Genomic DNA, 16,938 nt, shown 5'->3' with positions numbered 1-16,938 from the left:
GTCGTCAGGCGCGGCGCACTCCCGGCCGCACCGCCGGCCTACGCGCCCCCGCTGCACCCGGGCGCACGATGGCCGGCGTGAACCTCTCCTCCCGGCTCGGACCGCTCCGCTCGCTGCTCGACAGCAGCTGGTGCAGCAAGGTGGGCGCCAGCGCCGGCGCGATCGCCGGGTCGGTCGCCGGCGGGCTGCTGGGCGGCGGCCTCGCCACCTTCGGCGGGGCGGTGGCCGGCGCCGTGCTGGGCGGCTTGATCGGGCGTGAAGTCGGCTGCCGCCTCGCCGAGCGCCGCCCGAGGGAGGACACGGAACAGAAGGTGGCCGGCGCCGCGGGCGCCTCGGGCGGCGCCGTCGCGGGCGCCGCGGTGGGCGCCATGGCCGGGCCGGTGGGCATGGTCACCGGGGCCGCCCTGGGTTCCACGGTCGGCGACAAGCTCGGGCGCGGCACCGCGCGCGTGCTGGACGACGACGAGGCCCGGCCGGCGCAGGATCACGACATCGCCGCCGGCACCGCCGCCGCCGGCGGAGCCATCGTCGGCGCGGCCCTCGGCACGGCCGCGGGCCCGGCCGGCATGGCGGTGGGCGCGCGCATCGGCGCGGCGGCGGGCGAGCTCGCCGGCCGCGAGGCCGCCGACTGCGCGGAACGCGCGCCGCCGTCCGACGCCGCGCGTTAGGCGAAGCGCGCGAACACGGCGTCGAGCCGGTCGCGCATGGCGCGCTTGTCGGCGGCGCCGACGAAGCTCGCCTCGAAGCTGTTGTTCGCCAGCGTCCAGGCCTGCGCGGGCGACAGGCCCGTCGCGGCGAAGGTCTGGACGAAGTTGTCGTTGACGTAGCCGCCGAAATAGGCCGGGTCGTCCGAGTTGACGGTGGCCACGAGCCCGGCGTCGAGCAGCTCGCGCAGGTTGTGCTGCGCCAGGCTCGGGAACACGCACAGCTTCAGGTTCGACAGCGGGCACACCGTCAGCGGGATGCGGTCCTGCGCCAGCCGCCGCATCAGTTGCGGGTCCTTGCTGGACTGCACGCCGTGGTCCACGCGCTCGACCTTCAGCAGGTCCAGCGCGGTCCACACGTACGCCGGCGGGCCTTCCTCGCCCGCATGCGCGACCAGGTGCAGGCCCAGCTCGCGGCAGCGCGCGAACACGCGCGCGAACTTCTCGGGCGGGTGCCCCACCTCGCTCGAGTCGAGGCCGACGCCGATGAACTTGTCGCGCCAGGGCAGCGCCTGCTCGAGCGCCTCGAACGCCTCCTCCTCGCTCAGGTGGCGCAGGAAGCACAGGATCAGCTCGGCGTCCACGCCCAGCTGCGTCCTGGCCTGCGTGCACGCGCGATGCAGCCCGTGGATGACCGTCTCCATCGCCACCCCGCGCGCCGTGTGCGTCTGCGGGTCGAAGAAGATCTCGGCGCGCACCACGTTGTCGGCCTGCGCCTTGCGCAGGTAGGCCCACGCCATGTCGTGGAAGTCCTGCTCGGTGATGAGCACGCTGGCGCCGGCGTAGTAGATGTCCAGGAAGCTCTGCAGGTTGGTGAAGTCGTACGCGCGGCGCAGGTCCTCGACGCTGGCGTAGGGGATCGCGACGCCGTTGCGGCGCGCCATCTCGAAGATCAGCTCGGGCTCCAGCGAGCCTTCGATGTGGATGTGCAGTTCGGCCTTGGGCATGGCCCGCAGCAGCTCGGGCACGCGTTCGGCGGCAATGGGCGGGATGGTCGGGGGGCAGGCCTTCGTCATGGGCACCGATTTTCCGCTGGATCGCTCCAGGGGAGCGTGGCCGTGCTCACCAACCCGGCCGCATCTTCCACTGGCGCTTCGAGCACGCGGGGGCTAGACTGCCCGCGTCTTCGCAGTCGGCTCCCCTGGTGGCGGCGAAAGGGAGCATGTGCAAGCCAGCCGCTTGTTCCTCGAAAGGAGACGAGAGATGACCAACATCAGCAGCTGGTTCTTCCGCCTGGCCGTTCTGTACCTCCTGGCCGGCGTGACCCTGGGCATCGTCATGGCCGCGAGCCACAACCACGGGATGGCGCCGGTCCACGCCCACCTGAACCTGCTCGGCTGGGTGACGCTGGCGCTGTTCGGCATCTTCTACCGCCTGTGGCCGGCGGCCGCCGAGACCCGGCTCGCGCGCATCCACTTCTGGACCTACGTGCCGGCGCACTTCGTGCAGATGGTGACGCTGGCCATGCTGTTCAGCGGCATGACCGCCATCGAGCCGGTGGTGGGCGTGGCGTCCGTCGTGGTGGGGCTGGCCATCGCGTGCTTCGCGGTGATCGTGTGGCGCCACGCCGCCACCACGGCGCCGGCCCAGGGCGGCACGGCACCGCTGTCCGCCGCGGCCTGACGGCCCGCTGGCCGGCGACCTGCCGGCGGGGAGCGGCGCCATCCGGTTCGGCAAGCAGGATCGCCCTCCCCCTTTCGGTGCCTGTCGCGCGGCCGGGGAAGGCCGGACAATGGCGGCCCATCGGATGGACGCGCGATCGACCGATCGCGCACGGATGCGCAAGAACACATGACTCGAGAGGGAGACGCTGGCTCCGGCGCGCAAGAAGGCGGGGCGACCCCCGCACGCGACAGGCGCGGGCCCAGTGCCGCCAGGATCAAGTACGCGAAGCTGGCGCATCCGCGCCTGTTCAATGCCTGCCCGCGGCCGCGGCTGTTCGCCCGCCTCGACGAACTGCGCCGCAGCCACTCCGTGCTCTGGATCGCGTCGCCTCCCGGCGCCGGCAAGACCACGCTGCTGGCGAGCTACCTGTCCGCGACTCGGGCGCCCTCGGTCTGGTACCAGGTGGACGCGGGCGACGCCGACCCCGCCAGCTTCTTCTTCTTCCTGGGCCAGACGGTCCCCCGCTCCGGCCCCGCCCTCCCTTGGCTGGCGCCGGAGCTCACCGACGACATTCCGCGTTTCGCGCGCCTGTTCTTCCGCGAGTACTACGCCCGCCTGCCCGAGCGCGGCATCGTCGTCTTCGACAACATCCAGGAATTCGACTGGGATGGCTCCGGCACCCTGCTCGAGATCGCGTTCAACGAGGTGCCCGAGGGCATCACCGTGGTGGCGATCAGCAGGGACGCGCCGCCCGCGCGCCTCTCCCGCCTCGAACTGAGCGGCCGCATCGGCACCCTGCGCTGGGAGGACATGCGGCTGGACACCGACGAGGCCCGGGCGTTGGCACGCCTGGACGACGGCACCGATCCGACGAGCCTGGCCTGGCTGGACAGCATCGATGGCTGGGCGGCCGGGATCGTGATGCTGCGCGCGCACGTCACCGAGAGCGCGCCGGGATCGGCGCTGCGCGAACTCGCCCTGCCGGACGGGCAGGAGGCGGTGTTCCGCTACTTCGCCGGCGAGATCCTCGAGCGCATGCCGCCGGCCTGGCAACGGCTGCTGATGCTCCTGTCCTGGCTGCCGGGCGTCTCGTCGGCGGACGCGCAGCAACTCACCGGCGACGCCACGGCGGCGCGACTGCTCGGCAAGCTGTTCCACGACCGCCTGTTCGTGGATCGGCGCGGGCCGGCCCCCTGGACATACCACTTCCACGCCCTGTTCCGCGAGTTCCTGCAGTACGAATCCGAACGGCGCCTGGACGCCGGCGAGCGGGCCGCCGTCCTGGAACGCGCGGCGGCCATCCTGGACGCCCAGGGGCGGGTCGACGAGGCGGCACGCCTCTACCGCGACGCCGGGGCCTACCCCCAGCTGGCCCGCCTGCTGCTGGCTTGCGCCAGCCGGTTCCTCGCCACCGGCCGCGGCCAGACCTGGCGCGAATGGCTGGGCTGGATCCCGGCCGCCATCGTCGACGCCGAGCCGCGCCTGCGCTACTGGGAGGGCACCTCGCTGAACCAGGCGGACGCCACGCGCGCGCGCGAGGTGCTTGCGCGCGCCGAGCAGGCATTCATCGCCAATGGGGACGCCCTGCATCGCGTGCTCACCATCGCGGCCATCATCGAGAGCTTCTTCTACGAATGGTCGGATTTCCTCGGCCTGCCCGCATGGATCGAGCGGATGAAGGACGCGCTGCGCGAACTGGACCTGGCGACGCTCGACCCGCAAGCCGATGTCCAGATCCACTCCCGCCTCACGCTCGCGCTGTCGATCGCCGAGCCGGACTTCGCGGGGCTGGACGCGATCGGCGGCCGTGCGCTCCGCGCCCTGCCCTTCGTGCAGAGCGCCGCCGAGCGACTGGCCGCCGGCGCCTTCCTGATGATCTACCTCAACTGGGGCGACGTCGCGGCGGCGCGCCAGCTGGCGGTGGCGCTGGAGCCGCTCGTGGACGATCCCGCGATCGCGCCGTTCCACCGGATCTCCTGCTGCCGGTCGGTCGCGTACCGGTACCAGTTCGACGAGAACATCGCGGCGGCGCAGCGGATGATCGGGAAGGCCGAGCGCCTCGTCACCGATTTCGGCCTGGAACACATGCAGTTCCAGCTGCATTTCCGAAGCGGCCTGAACCTGCTGTGCACGCGCGAGCTGGGCAAGGCCCTGGCGCTGATCGAGCACATGCGCCGCATGCTGTCGCCCGCGCGCAAGCTCGAATGGGTGTACGTCCGCATCCTCGAGACCAGCTACTTCGCGCAAACGGGTGCGCTCGAGCATGCCCGGCAAGCGGCCGAAGACGCGGTTCAGGTCGGTGCGCAGGCCAAGCTGCCCGCCACCACGCGCTGGCAGATCACGATGCTGCTGGCCTACTGCCATGCGCTGACCGGCGGGTTCGACCAGGCCCGGGCATGGTCGCTGCGTGCCATCGAGGCGGCCTACGGGCCGGAGCGGGAATGCGCCGGCGAAGAGGCGCAGTTCCTGGCCGTGTCCATCGATGTCGCCGACCGCGGCGCCCGCCACGTGCTGGACGTGGTCGAGATGCTGCTGCGCAGCCAGCGCGAACGCGGCTCGCCCTTCCCGATGCTGCTGCGGCTGGTGCCGCAGATCGCCGAGACGGTGCTGGCGCTGGCGCTGCGCGAAAACATCGAGGTCGAGCACGTTCGCCGCAAGATCGTCACGAACTGCTTTTCCGCCCCTGACCGGTTCACGGCGAACTGGCCCCGCCCGCTGGCGGTCAGGGCCTTCGGCAAGACCGAGCTGTTCCTGCGCGGGCAAGCCGCCAAGTCCCCGGGGAAGGCGCAGAAGCGCCCGCTCCTGCTGCTCAAGGCCCTGCTGGCGGCCGGCGACGGGGGCAAGGCCCAGAACGCCCTGGCCGGCCAGCTCTGGCCCGACGCGGAGGATCCCAAGGCTTCGCTGAACGTGACGATTCACCGGCTGCGCAAGCTGCTCGGCGATGCGGACTCGGTCGTGGTGACGTCCGGCAAGGTCGTCCTGAATGGCGAACGCGTGTGGGCGGACGTGCAGGTGCTCGGCGACCTTTGCGCGCAGGTCGATGCGCTGCCCCCGGATGCCGGCACGGGCCTGCTCCAGCGCCTGGCGCAAGCGCTGCTGGACCTGTATCGCGGCCCGTTCTGTGGCGACGACGAGGAAGCCTGGCTGCTGCCGACCCGCGAGACCTGGCGCCGCCGTTTCCTGGCGGCCGTCGCGCGCCTGGGTGACAGGCTGGAGCAGGCCCAGGACTGGACGACGGCGCAGCAGCTGTACACGCGCGCCCTGGAGGCCGAGCCCCTGGCCGAGACCAGCCATCGCGGCCTGATGCGCTGCGCGCATGCCCGGCACGATCCGGCGGCCGCATTCGGCGCCTACCGGCGGTGCCGGGAGGTCCTGTCCATCGTGCTGGCACGCGCCCCCTCGCCCGAAACCGAGGCCCTGGCGGTCACGCTGGGCCTGAAGGACCGGCACGTCGCCTGATCGGCGGGCGCCCGTGCGCCTCCGCGCCGTTCGCAGCGGGCGGCCCCGTCCGCCAGTCGCACGCTGAACGCCCGCCTGGGCCGGGTGCGGTCTCCGGCTCGGGGGCCATCGCTCCCGCCCCGGCTGCATCTTTCCCATCCGTGCACGATCTGTAAGCCGTGCGCTCCTACGATGCCGGCGTCCTGTGTTCGGGCGGTCGATCGTCGGCCGATTCCATGCGCCGCCGAGGCCCGAGGCCGCGGCAGGTGGTCACCCCTGCAGCCGGCCTCCCCACGCCCTGACGGCCCGCGCCCATGGCCTGCCGGCGCGCCACCGGACACCACCCCGGAGCCAACGTTGCGCCCCCGGGACGCTGAACGCCCCGTGCGTTCCAACCAGGGGCCGACCCGGCCCCGTTCGAGGAGAGAAGATGGACAACGTCATCCACGACGTTCAGGCAGCCGTGAAGGCCTGCATGGCCAAGTACGCCGACTTCCAGGGGCGCGCGTCGCGGCCCGAGTTCTGGTGGTTCTTCGCCTTCCAGTTCGCCGTCTATGTGGTCACCGGCGTGGTGAGCGACTTCGCCTGCCTGCTGGCGATGCTCGCGCTGGCCTTGCCTGCCCTGGCCGTCGGCGCGCGCCGCCTGCACGACACGGGGCGCAGCGGCTGGCTGATGCTGATCGCCCTGGTTCCGCTCCTGGGCGGCCTGGTGGTCCTGTATTTCGCCGCGCAGCCGGGCCAGGGCGGCCAGAACGCCTACGGCAATCCGATCGATCCTGCGCCGGACGTCCCGTCGGCGCAGGCGCACTGAGGCAAGGCCGGCCCACGGCAGCCAGACCGGCAGGAAGGCCCGCGAGGGACCGGATGCCAGAACCCCCATCCGAGGAGTTGAGCTTGAAGACGAAGATGACGATGACGGCGCTGGCGGCGTCGCTGATGCTGGCCGCCTGCGGCGGTGGCGACGGTGGCGGCAGCGCGCCGGACGCGTCGGTGCCGACCCCCACCCAGCCGTCGACGACGGCCATGGGCGTGACCGTCGTGGACGGACCGATCGAGAACGCGCTCGTGTGCCTGGACATGAACCAGAACGAGCGCTGCGACAGCGGCGAGCCGAGCGCGCGCACCGATGCCACCGGCAAGGCGACGCTGGACGTCGCTCCGGCCGCCGTGGGCCAGTCCCCGGTGATCGCCCTCGTGGGCACCGATGCGAAGGACAGGGACAACGGCGCCGTGACCAGCGCGTTCGTGCTGAAGGCGCCGGCCGACAGGCCGGGCGTGGTGAGCCCGCTCTCGACGCTGGTCCAGACGACCGTGGAGGTCTCCGGCCTGGCCACGGCCAAGGCCGAAGCCGCCGTGCAGGCGCGGCTGGGGACGACGTCCCCGCTGCTGACGGACTTCACCTCGGACAGCTCCGCTTCCGCGGCGCAGCTGCAGGGCGTGGCCCGGCTGCTGGTGCTGGCCACGCAATCGCAGACCCAGGCCCTTTCCGCGGCCGTCGGCACCCAGGCCCTGGACGGCTCGACCATCACGCCGGCCGATCTGGACAAGGTGGTGCGCCGCAAGCTCCTGCAGGAACTGCCCGCCATCGCCGAACAGGTCGGTGCATCCAGCGTGCAAAGCGCATTGGCCAGCAGGGATGCCGTCCGGATCGATGCCGCGCTGCAGCCGCTCGTGGCCAGGGTGACCGCCAATTCCGGACTGACCGTCGCCGGCGCGGGGGCGGCCGTCGCCGCCGCCAACGGCAAGGCCCAGGCCACGACCGGCGAACCTGCGGGATCCCTGGTCGCCCTGAGCTACACCAACGCCCAGACCTGGGTCACCCGCGCGTACGCCAGCACGGCGGCGCAAAACACCCCGGACGCGCAGGGCCAGGTCCGCTACGTCGAGCGCCGCCAGCGCCTGCTGAACAACGCGCCCGCGCTCTGGGCCAAGGGCGCCGACCCCACGCGCCAGGGCGATGTGCACTGGTCCGGCAGCAAGTGGACGCAGTGCGTGCTCGGCCACGAGAACGCCGAGTCCGTGCCGGACGCGCAGGGCCGCAGCACCTACAACTACTGCGACGGCTTCGAGCTGGGCGGCCGCACGCGCGCCGAGGTGGACGTCGCCGGCCAGAAGATGGGCGACGTCTACGCCCAGATGCTGAACGGCGGTTACGGCAGCCTGTACGTCAACGCGGCGGACACGGTCCTGGGTGCCGCGACCTTCCCGGCCGGCGCCAAGGTGGTGTATTCGAGCGTGGTGGCGTACGCCAGCGCGCCCAGCTACTCCCCGGGCATCGCGAACATCCTGACGGTGGCCGACGCGGCCGTGGCCGGTGGCGACTCCGCCGCCTGCGCGCTCATCACGCCCAGCACCCCGGCGGCGTCCTACCGCTCGGAGGCCACCTCCCTGGAGACGGTGCTCGCCCGCAACGCCGGCCAGCCGTGCGTCTACGCGCCGGACACCGCCGTTGTCCCGTCGCCGACGGGCGGCACGGCCACCGTGTCCAGCGGAGACCGCAACGAGTGGTGGGGCCAGAGCACGATCGGGATCGGCACCGTGACGGCACAGTCCGGCGCCACCCCCTCGTACTACACGTCCAACGAGTTGATCCGCGCCGCGTTCGGGGCCGGCAACTCGGTCATCTACTACAGCTGCCAGGAGCGTGCGGCCGACGGCTCCCCGCGCAACTGCACTGCCATCGGGACGGGCACCTACAGCATCCAGCCCCTGGGCGATGCGCGCACCCTGGCGCTGGATGGCGCGCCGGTGCGGGCGCAGATCGAGTTCCGGCGCGTGCTCGTCGAGCGCGCCGGCAAGGTGTACGCGGGCTCGCAGAACCTGCCGACGCCCACGGACACCGCGCGCCTGAACCTGGTGGCCATGAATGCGCTGCTCGCGCAGCTGGGCATCGCCGCCGTGGACCCCGCCGCGCCGCTGCAGCGCACGCCCGGGTCGTTCCAGGGGGACTGGGTGTTCTGGCGCGCCGGCAGCAGCTACGCGACCGGCAGTTCCACGACCCTGCGGCTGACGAACCGGTTTGCCGTGTCGGGAGGCACCGCGAGCGGCTACAGCTGCCTGAGCAACGTCGCGGGCGTGCCCACGACGGCGATCAGCTGCTCGCTCACCTTCGACGCCGGCACCGGCGTGGCCACCGTCACATCCGCGGACGGCGTCGCGACGCTCACGCTGGACGCGCAGACCGGCGCGGGCACCGGCACGCTGGTCCCGACCGGCGGGTCCGCCGGCGACCTGGCCGCCGCCCGCCGCTAGCGGATGGGCGCAAGACTCTGGCGCGCGACCGGGCGAATGCCCGGCGTGCGCGGGTTGGCCCGCGCGCGCCGCGTGACCGTTGGCGGACGGCCTGCCCGATCGGCGCGCCGCGGCTCAGCGCAGGGATGCCAGGTACGCCGACAGCGCGCGCAGCTGGTCGTCGTTGAGCGGGTAGACCACGTCGGCCATCGCGGCCACGCCGCCGCCGATGCGCTTGCCGCCCTTGAAGTCGCGCAGCGCCTTGAGCAGGTAGTCCTCGCGCTGGCCGGCCAGGCGGGCCGCCGCCTGGTCGCCGGCGTAGTCGTCGCGGTGGCAGGCGCTGCAGCGGTTGGCGACGGCGAGCTTGCGCCCGACCTCGAGCATCGCGGCGTTGTCGGCAGGCGCCGCGGGCGCGGCCGGCGGCTTCTGCGCCGCGAAGTGCGCGGACAGCTCGCGGATGTCGTCGTCCTTGAGCGCGGCCGCGATGGGCTGCATCACCGGGCTCTTGCGGGTGCCGGTGCGAAAGTACACCAGCTGCCACTGCAGGAATCCCTCGGGCTGGCCGGCCAGCGACGGCGTCTCGGCCATCTGGGACACGCCGCCGGGGCCGTGGCAGGCCACGCAGGCCGCGGCCTTGGCCGCTCCGGCCTCGCTGCCCGCGGCCAGGGCGGCCAGCGGTGCCAGCAGGCCGGCGGCGATCGCCACGGCCGTCAGGGAACGCACAACAGACATCTCGACATCCTGGGAGAGAAAAAGAAACGCCCGCCGGTTCAGACCACCCCGGCGGGCCGCAGGCACCGTTGCCGGTGCGCCTGCATCACTTGCCGTAGCTGATGCGGTAGATGGCACCGGCCCAGTCGTCCGCCACCAGCAGCGCGCCGTCGGGGGCGACCAACACGTCGGCCGGCCGGCCGGTGTAGCTGCGGTCGCCGTTGATCCAGCCGCTGGCGAACACCTCCTGCTTGGCGTTCTTGCCGTCCGGGCCCACCTGCACCCGCATGATGCGCGCGCCCTGGTACTTGTGGCGGTTCCAGGAGCCGTGCTCGGCGATGAAGATGTTGTTGGCGTACTGGGCCGGGAACTGCTTGCCGGTGTAGAACTTCATCCCCAGCGGCGCCACGTGCGCGCCCAGGTTGAGCACGGGCGGCTCGAACTCCTTGCAGCTGTGGCCGGCGCCGTACTTCGGATCGAGCATGTCGCCCTGGTGGCAGTACGGATAGCCGTAGTGGGCGCCGGTCCTGCCGATGCGATTGAGCTTGTCGCTGGGCTTGTCGTCGCTGACCCAGTCGCGCGCATTCTCGGTGAACCAGTACTGGCCGGTGCGCGGATCGATGTCGCCGCCCACGCTGTTGCGCACGCCGATCGCCACGATCTCGGCCTCGCCGGTCTGCGGGTTCACGCGCCGGATCTGCGACAGCGTGGGGGGCGGCAGGCACACGTTGCACGGCGGCCCGAACGGCACGTACAGCCAGCCGTTCTTGTCGAAGGTGAGGTACTTCCAGCCGTGGGCCGCGTAGTTGGGCATGTCGGCATAGACCACCTTGCCCTCGGGCATCTTGTCGAGCGAGGCCTCGGCGTTCTCGTACTTCAGGATCTTGTCGATGTCCACCACGTACAGCGCGCCGTCGCGGAAGGCGATGCCGGTGGGCATCTTCAGGCCGCTGAGGATGGTCTTGACCTCCTTCTTGCCGGCGTTGTCGACGATGGCGTACACGTTGCCCACGGCGAAGGCGCCGACGAACAGCGTGCCCTTGTCGCCCCAGGCCATCTGGCGCGCGCTGTTGACGCCCTGGGCATAGACGCTGATGGAAAAGCCCTGCGGCAGCTTCACGGCCTTGAGGTTCTTCTCCAGGTCCGCCTGCGACGCCGGCAGCGCGGGCGGCGACGGCGGTGCCAGCCCCTTCTGCTCCGCGGTCTCGTCGCCCAGGAACCAGTCGGCCGGCGGCTTCTCCCAGAATTCCTTCTTGGTCGAGTCGTAGCTCTTGAGGGGCGCCGAGGCGGCGGGCGCCTGCGCGTGCGAGGCCGGCGCCAGCAGCGCGCCGGTCAGGGCCAGGGCCGCGGCCGCAGCGGTGCTGCGGGCGACGGCAAGACATCTCGATCCCATGCTGATCCTCCATTTCGGACACCAGTCCGCCGGGCCAGCGTAGGGCCGCGACTCGGCCATGTACTGCTGGAAATCCCTAGGTCCGAACCCATCCACATGGAAACCGTCTGTGAAGAAAAAAGCCGCCCGAAGGCGGCTTTTTTTTCGCGGAGCGGCGGATCAGGTCACTTCTTGTCGCCGCCCGGCACCTTGCCTTCCACGCCCTTGACGTAGAAGTTGATGCCGCCCAGGAACTTGTCGTCGGCGACGGCGTCCTTGGCCAGCACTTCCTTGCCGGTGTTGTCAGCGATCGGGCCCTTCCAGATCACGAAGCTGCCGTCCTTCAGGCCGGCCTTGACCTCGTCGAGCTTCTTCCTGGCGTCTTCCGGCACGTCGGCGGCCACGGACACGAAGTCGATGGCGCCTTCCTTGACGCCCCACCAGCTCTGGCCGGTGGCCCACTTGTTGTCCAGCGCGTCGCGCACGGCCTTGACGTAGTACGGGCCCCAGTTGATGACGGCCGAGCCCAGGTGGGCCTTGGGACCGTAGGCGGTCATGTCGCTGTCCCAGCCGAAGGCGCGCTTGCCCATCTTCTCGGCGGTCTGCAGCACGGCCGACGAGTCGGTGTTCTGCATCAGCACGTCGGCGCCGCCGTTGATCAGCGAGGTGGCGGCCTCGGTCTCCTTGGGCGGGCTGAACCACTCGCCGACCCAGACCACGCGGGTCTTGACCTTCGGGTTGACCGACTGCGCGCCCAGCGTGAAGCTGTTGATGTTGCGCACCACCTCGGGAATCGGGATCGAGCCCACCACGCCCAGCGTGTTGGTCTTGGTCATCTTGCCGGCGATCACGCCCGCCATGTACGCGCCCTCGTAGGTGCGGCTGTCGTACGTGCGCATGTTCTCGGCGGTCTTGTAGCCGGTGGCGTGCTCGAACTTCACGGCCTTGTTGTCGTTGGCGACCTTGAGCATCGGCTCCATGTAGCCGAAGGTGGTGCCGAAGATCACCTTGTTGCCCTGGGCCACCATGTCGCGGATCACGCGCTCGGCGTCGGCCGACTCGGGCACCTTCTCCACGAACGTGGTCTGCACCTTGTCGCCGAATTCCTTCTCCACCGCCTTGCGGCCGTTGTCGTGGGCGAAGGTCCAGCCGCCGTCGCCCACCGGGCCGACGTAGGCGAAGGCGATCTTCAGCGGCTCGGCCTTCGGTGCCGAGGCGGTCGCGGCGGCAGGTGCCGGCGCGGCGGCGGGAGCGGCCGCCTCTTCCTTCTTGCCGCAGCCCACCAGCGCAGTGGCGGCAAGGGCGGACAGGGCCGCCACTTGGAGCAGCGATCGTTTCTTCAGGTCTGTCATGGGGTCCTCTGAGTCGGTGGGGGTCGCGGAAAAGCCCGGATTATGAGCCGGGGTAGAACGGTTTTCCAAGCGACGCCGGCATGTTGGCGCGGATCCACGCGGGGTTGCGGGAGATCAGCGCCAGCACGGCGATCGTCGCGATGTACGGCAGCATGGTGAGGAACTGGGTCGGCACCTCGACGCCCGTTCCCTGCAGGTGGAACTGCAGCATCGTCACGCCGCCGAACAGGTACGCACCAAGCAGGACCCGTGCCGGCCGCCAGGTCGCGAAGGTGGTCAGCGCCAGCGCGATCCAGCCGCGGCCCGCCACCATCCCCTCGACCCACAGGGGCGTGTAGATCACCACGAGGTACGCGCCGGCCAGGCCGCACAGCGCGCCGCCGGCGACGACGGCGGCCAGGCGGATGCGCCGCACCGGATAGCCCAGCGCATGCGCCGACTCGGGCGACTCGCCCACCGAGCGCAGCACGAGGCCGGCGCGCGAGCGGTAGAGGAACCAGACGAGGAACAGCACCAGGGCGATGGCCAGGTAGACCATCGGGTGCTGGCGGAACAGCGCCGGGCCGACCACCGGCAGGTCGCCCAGCACCGGGATGGCGAAGTGCGGCCGCTCGGGCAGCTTCTCCTGCACGTACTTGATGCCGGCGAAAGCGGAGAAGCCCGCCCCGAACAGGCTCAGGGCCAGGCCGGCGGCGTACTGGTTGGTGTTCAGCCAGATCACCAGGACGCCGAACACCGCCGCCATCAGCGCCCCGGCCCCGATGCCGGCGGCGAAGCCGAGCACGTCGCTGCCCGTGTGCACCACGGTGACGAAGGCGGCGAGCGCCGCGCACAGCATCATGCCCTCGGCGCCCAGGTTGACGACGCCCGACTTCTCGTTGACCAGCAGCCCGAGCGCCGCCAGCGCCAGCACGGTGCCGGCATTGAGCGTGGCTGCAATGAGCAGTGCGTACGACTCCATCACGCGGCTCCCTTGGCGGTCGGCTGCCAGCGCACCCGGTAGGCGATCAGGGTGTCGCAGGCCAGCAGCGTGAACAGCAGCAGGCCCTGGAACACGCCGGTCAGCGACTTGGGCAGCCCCAGGCGCGACTGCGCCAGTTCACCGCCGATGTAGAACATGCTCATGAGGATGGCCGAGAACACCATGCCGACCGGGTGCAGCCGGCCGACGAAGGCGACGATGATGGCTGCGAAGCCGTAGCCGGCGGGCACGTAGGGCGTGAGTTGGCCGACCGGGCCGGCGACCTCGAGCGCGCCGGCCAGCCCGGCCGCGCCGCCCGACACCAGCAGCGCCAGCCACAGCGCCTTGCGCGAGGAAAAGCCGGCGTAGCGCGCCGCCGCGGGGGCGAGGCCCCCCACCTGCTGCGCGAACCCGGCCCGGGTGCGGAACAGGAACACCCACAGGGCGCCCGCGCCGGCCAGCGCGATCAGCAGGCCGATGCTCACGCGCGAGCCCTGCATCAGGCGCGGGATCTGCGTCACCGCCTCGAAGGTCTTGGTCTGGGGGAAGTTGTAGCCCGCCGGATCCTTCCAGGGGCCGAACACCAGGTAGAACAGCAGCTGCTCGGCCACGTAGACGAGCATCAGGCTGACCAGGATCTCGTTGGCGTTGAAGCGGTCGCGCAGCACCGCGGTGAGCGACGCCCACAGCATGCCGCCCGCGATGCCCGCGAGCAGGATCACCGGCACGATCCAGGCGCCGGTGGTCTTGTCGGCCAGCAGCGCCACCCCGCCGGCCAGGATGGCGCCGAACACGAACTGGCCCTCGGCGCCGATGTTCCAGACGTTGGAGCGGAAGCACACGGCCAGACCGAGCGCGATCAGCAGCAGCGGCGTCGCCTTGACGGTCAGCTCGCCCAGCGCATAGGCGGACTTGATCGGCTCCCAGAAGAACACCTGCAGCCCGCGCACCGGGTCCTTGCCCAGCGCGCTGAACAGCACGATGCCGATCAGCACGGTCAGCACCAGCGCCAGCACGGGCGAGGCCACGCTCCACACGCGCGACGCTTCGGGACGCGCTTCGAGCTTCAGCATGCGGCGGCCCCTTCCGTCGAGGCGCGCGCGGCCGGCGCGGGCTCCCACAGGCCGCTCATCCACTCGCCGATCTTCTCGACCGTGGCGGTGCGCCGGGGCAGGGAGGGCGACAGGCGCCCCTTGGCGATGACATGCAGCCGGTCGCTCACTTCGAACAGTTCCTCCAGTTCCTCGCTGACGACCAGCACGGCGCAGCCCGCGTCGCGCAGCGCCAGGATCTCGCCGCGGATCTGTGCCGCGGCCCCCACGTCCACGCCCCAGGTCGGCTGCGAGATCACCAGCAGCTTCGGCCGGGCGTCGATCTCGCGGCCGACGATGAACTTCTGCAGGTTGCCGCCGGACAGCGAGCGCGCGGTGGCGCCCGGCCCGCCGGCCTTGACGTTGAAGCGGCGGATGATGTCCTCGGCCTGCCCGCGCAGCGCCTTCACGTCGAGCCAGCCGCCGCGGCCGACGGCGTCGGTGCGCGTGAGCAGCAGGTTGTGCGCCAGCGGCAGAGAGGGCACGGCGCCGCGGCCCAGCCGCTCCTCCGGCACGAAGTGCAGCCCCAGGTGGCGGCGGTGCGCCGGCCCGAACCGGCCGGCCGCCTGGCCGGCGACCTGCACCGCCTGGGGCGCGGCGCGGGTGTCCTCGCCGGACAGGGCGGCCATCAGCTCGCGCTGGCCGTTGCCCGAGACGCCGGCGATGCCGACCACTTCGCCGGCGCGCACGTCGAAGCCCACGTCGTGCAGGTCGACGCCGAACGGCGAGTCGCGCTCCAGCGTCAGCCCCCGCACCTGCAGCACGACCTCGCCGGCCTGGCGGTCGTGGTGCTCGAGCTGCGGCGGCTCGGCGCCGATCATCATCCGGCTGAGCGATGCATTGCTTTCCTGGCGCGGATCGCACTCGCCCGTCACGCGCCCGCCGCGCAGCACGGTGCAGGCGTCGCACAGAGCGCGGATCTCGTGCAGCTTGTGGCTGATGTACAGGATGCTGCAGCCCTGGGCGGCGAGCTTGCGCAGCACCACGAACAGCTTTTCCACCGCCTGGGGCGTGAGCACGGAGGTCGGCTCGTCCAGGATCAGCAGCTGCGGGTCGGTCAGCAGCGCGCGGATGATCTCGACGCGCTGCATCTCGCCCACCGAGAGGGTGTGCACCGGGCGCGAGGGATCGATCGGCAGGCCGTACTCGGCGCCCTTGGCCTCGATGCGCCGCGCCACCTCGGCCAGCTGCAGCCGCTTGTCCAGCCCCAGCCACACGTTCTCGGCCACCGTGAGCGTGTCGAACAGGCTGAAGTGCTGGAACACCATGCTGATGCCCAGCGCCCGCGCCTCCTGCGGGTTGCGCACGTGCGCGGGCTGGCCGTTCCACAGCACCTGGCCGGAGTCGGGCCGCACGGACCCGTAGATGATCTTCATCAGCGTGGACTTGCCGGCGCCGTTCTCGCCCAGCACGGCGTGGGTCTGCCCGGGCAGCACGGACAGCGAGATGCCGTCGTTGGCGACCACGGACGGGTAGCGCTTGGTGATGCCTTGCAGCTGCAGGCGGGCGGGTGCGGTCATGTCGTCTGTCGAAGCTGGCCGGCGATGGCCTTGATGCGCGCGCGCAGCCAGCGCGCCGAGGCCGAGGCGTGGCTGCGCTCGTGCCAGAGCTGGTAGTAGGTGAGCGGCGGAAACTCGATCGGCGGCGCCAGGATGGCGACGGGCAGCCGGTCGAGGTAGCGCTCGCAGAACAGGCGGCCGGTGGTCATGACGAGCAAGGTCGATGCCACCATGGCCGGGATCAGCCCGAAATGGGCACAGCGCGCGGTGATGTTGCGCGCCAGGCCCAGGCTTTCCAGGTGCTCGTCGATGACGCCCCGGGCGCCGGGGTGGGTGGGCGTGGGGGCCACGTGCTCGGCGGCCAGCCACTCGTCGGCCGACCAGCCGCGGCGCACCGCCGGATGGTCCTGCGCGACCAGGCACACCACCTCGTCGGTGAACAGCTCGGCGCGGTGCAGGTCGCCCGGGGGCTCCAGCCAGTTGCCGATCACCACGTCGGTCTCGCCCTGCGCCAGCCGCTCGTGGTAGTGGCCGTCGGCGGACAGCGGCTGGATCTCGATGCGGGTGTGCGGCGCCTGGCGCTTGAGGTCGCCGACCAGGCCGGGCAGGAAGCGCGGGTCGAGGTAGTCGCTGGCCGCGACCCGGAAAGTCTGGCTGGAGGTGGCCGGCTCGAAGCCGCGCGCGTCGCTGAACAGGCTCTCGGCGGCACGCAGGATGCTTGCGCTGGGGTCGACCATGCGCAAGGCGGCATCCGTGGGCACCATCGTGGCGCCCGAGCGCACCAGCAGCGGGTCGCCGGCCAGCTCGCGCAGGCGCTTGAGGGCGGCGGAGACCTGCGGCTGGTGCATGCCCAGCCGCACGGCGGCACGTGAAACGCTGCGTTCAGTCAACACCGTGTGCAGGACCCGGATGAGGTGGAGGTCGATCTTGTCGAAGAGCCCTTGATCTCTCATACCCGCAGGCGCATTCTTTTC

At 71.5% G+C, this 16,938-nt stretch carries 13 protein-coding genes; 5 read left to right on the top strand and 8 right to left on the bottom strand.

The features are described from left to right. The first annotated feature begins 77 nt into the window (after positions 1-77). A complete protein-coding gene (locus AC3ANR_RS04300; RefSeq protein ID WP_488290642.1) occupies positions 78-668 on the top strand; it encodes a hypothetical protein in 591 nt (196 codons plus the stop codon). Here the strand turns inward: AC3ANR_RS04300 and AC3ANR_RS04295 are convergent. After that, on the bottom strand, positions 665-1,720 hold the full coding sequence (locus tag AC3ANR_RS04295; RefSeq protein ID WP_488290641.1) for an adenosine deaminase: 1,056 nt from the start codon (positions 1,718-1,720) through the stop codon (positions 665-667). The two genes, AC3ANR_RS04300 and AC3ANR_RS04295, sit on opposite strands and share 4 nt — an antisense overlap. 187 nt (positions 1,721-1,907) lie before the next feature. Between AC3ANR_RS04295 and AC3ANR_RS04290 the strand changes: the two genes are divergently transcribed. From AC3ANR_RS04290 to AC3ANR_RS04275, 4 genes are all read left to right on the top strand, one after another. Then, positions 1,908-2,327: a hypothetical protein gene (locus AC3ANR_RS04290; protein WP_488290640.1), complete on the top strand. Its 420-nt coding sequence runs from the start codon at positions 1,908-1,910 to the stop codon at positions 2,325-2,327. Between the two features lie 168 nt (positions 2,328-2,495). After that, positions 2,496-5,768: an AfsR/SARP family transcriptional regulator gene (locus AC3ANR_RS04285; RefSeq protein WP_488290639.1), complete on the top strand. Its 3,273-nt coding sequence runs from the start codon at positions 2,496-2,498 to the stop codon at positions 5,766-5,768. A 409-nt stretch (positions 5,769-6,177) separates the two neighbouring features. Next, positions 6,178-6,558: a DUF805 domain-containing protein gene (locus AC3ANR_RS04280; protein WP_488290638.1), complete on the top strand. Its 381-nt coding sequence runs from the start codon at positions 6,178-6,180 to the stop codon at positions 6,556-6,558. An 83-nt stretch (positions 6,559-6,641) separates the two neighbouring features. After that, positions 6,642-8,999, top strand: coding sequence for a hypothetical protein (locus AC3ANR_RS04275; protein WP_488290637.1), 2,358 nt, complete (start codon positions 6,642-6,644; stop codon positions 8,997-8,999). A 114-nt stretch (positions 9,000-9,113) separates the two neighbouring features. Here AC3ANR_RS04275 and AC3ANR_RS04270 read toward each other — a convergent pair whose 3' ends face one another. The 7 genes from AC3ANR_RS04270 to AC3ANR_RS04240 all read right to left on the bottom strand — a co-directional run bounded on the left by AC3ANR_RS04270 (position 9,114) and on the right by AC3ANR_RS04240 (position 16,917). Next, positions 9,114-9,710 (bottom strand): c-type cytochrome, encoded by a 597-nt coding sequence (locus AC3ANR_RS04270; RefSeq protein ID WP_488290636.1) that lies wholly within the window; start codon positions 9,708-9,710, stop codon positions 9,114-9,116. An 85-nt stretch (positions 9,711-9,795) separates the two neighbouring features. Further along, the gene (locus AC3ANR_RS04265; protein ID WP_488290635.1) at positions 9,796-11,082 is read right to left on the bottom strand and encodes a PQQ-dependent sugar dehydrogenase; all 1,287 of its coding nucleotides are present in this window, start codon (positions 11,080-11,082) and stop codon (positions 9,796-9,798) included. A gap of 164 nt (positions 11,083-11,246) precedes the next feature. After that, on the bottom strand, positions 11,247-12,413 hold the full coding sequence (locus AC3ANR_RS04260) for a BMP family ABC transporter substrate-binding protein (protein WP_488290634.1): 1,167 nt from the start codon (positions 12,411-12,413) through the stop codon (positions 11,247-11,249). Positions 12,414-12,453: 40 nt separating this feature from the next. Next, positions 12,454-13,374 carry an ABC transporter permease gene (locus AC3ANR_RS04255; RefSeq protein WP_488290633.1) on the bottom strand — a complete coding sequence of 307 codons (921 nt, stop codon included), beginning with the start codon at positions 13,372-13,374 and terminating at the stop codon, positions 12,454-12,456. Then, complete coding sequence (locus AC3ANR_RS04250) at positions 13,374-14,447, bottom strand: ABC transporter permease (protein WP_488290632.1); 1,074 nt, start codon at positions 14,445-14,447, stop codon at positions 13,374-13,376. The genes AC3ANR_RS04255 and AC3ANR_RS04250 overlap by 1 nt, the downstream gene beginning before the upstream one ends. Then, complete coding sequence (locus AC3ANR_RS04245) at positions 14,441-15,985, bottom strand: ABC transporter ATP-binding protein (RefSeq protein WP_488290631.1); 1,545 nt, start codon at positions 15,983-15,985, stop codon at positions 14,441-14,443. The genes AC3ANR_RS04250 and AC3ANR_RS04245 overlap by 7 nt, the downstream gene beginning before the upstream one ends. Continuing rightward, positions 15,982-16,917 (bottom strand): LysR family transcriptional regulator, encoded by a 936-nt coding sequence (locus AC3ANR_RS04240; protein WP_488290630.1) that lies wholly within the window; start codon positions 16,915-16,917, stop codon positions 15,982-15,984. The genes AC3ANR_RS04245 and AC3ANR_RS04240 overlap by 4 nt, the downstream gene beginning before the upstream one ends. Positions 16,918-16,938: the final 21 nt, after the last annotated feature.

The sequence above is a fragment of the Ramlibacter sp. JJN2-2R genome (genome assembly GCF_057747835.1).
Note: the sequence above shows the minus strand (reverse complement) of the source record. Positions and strands in the feature narration are given on the sequence as shown.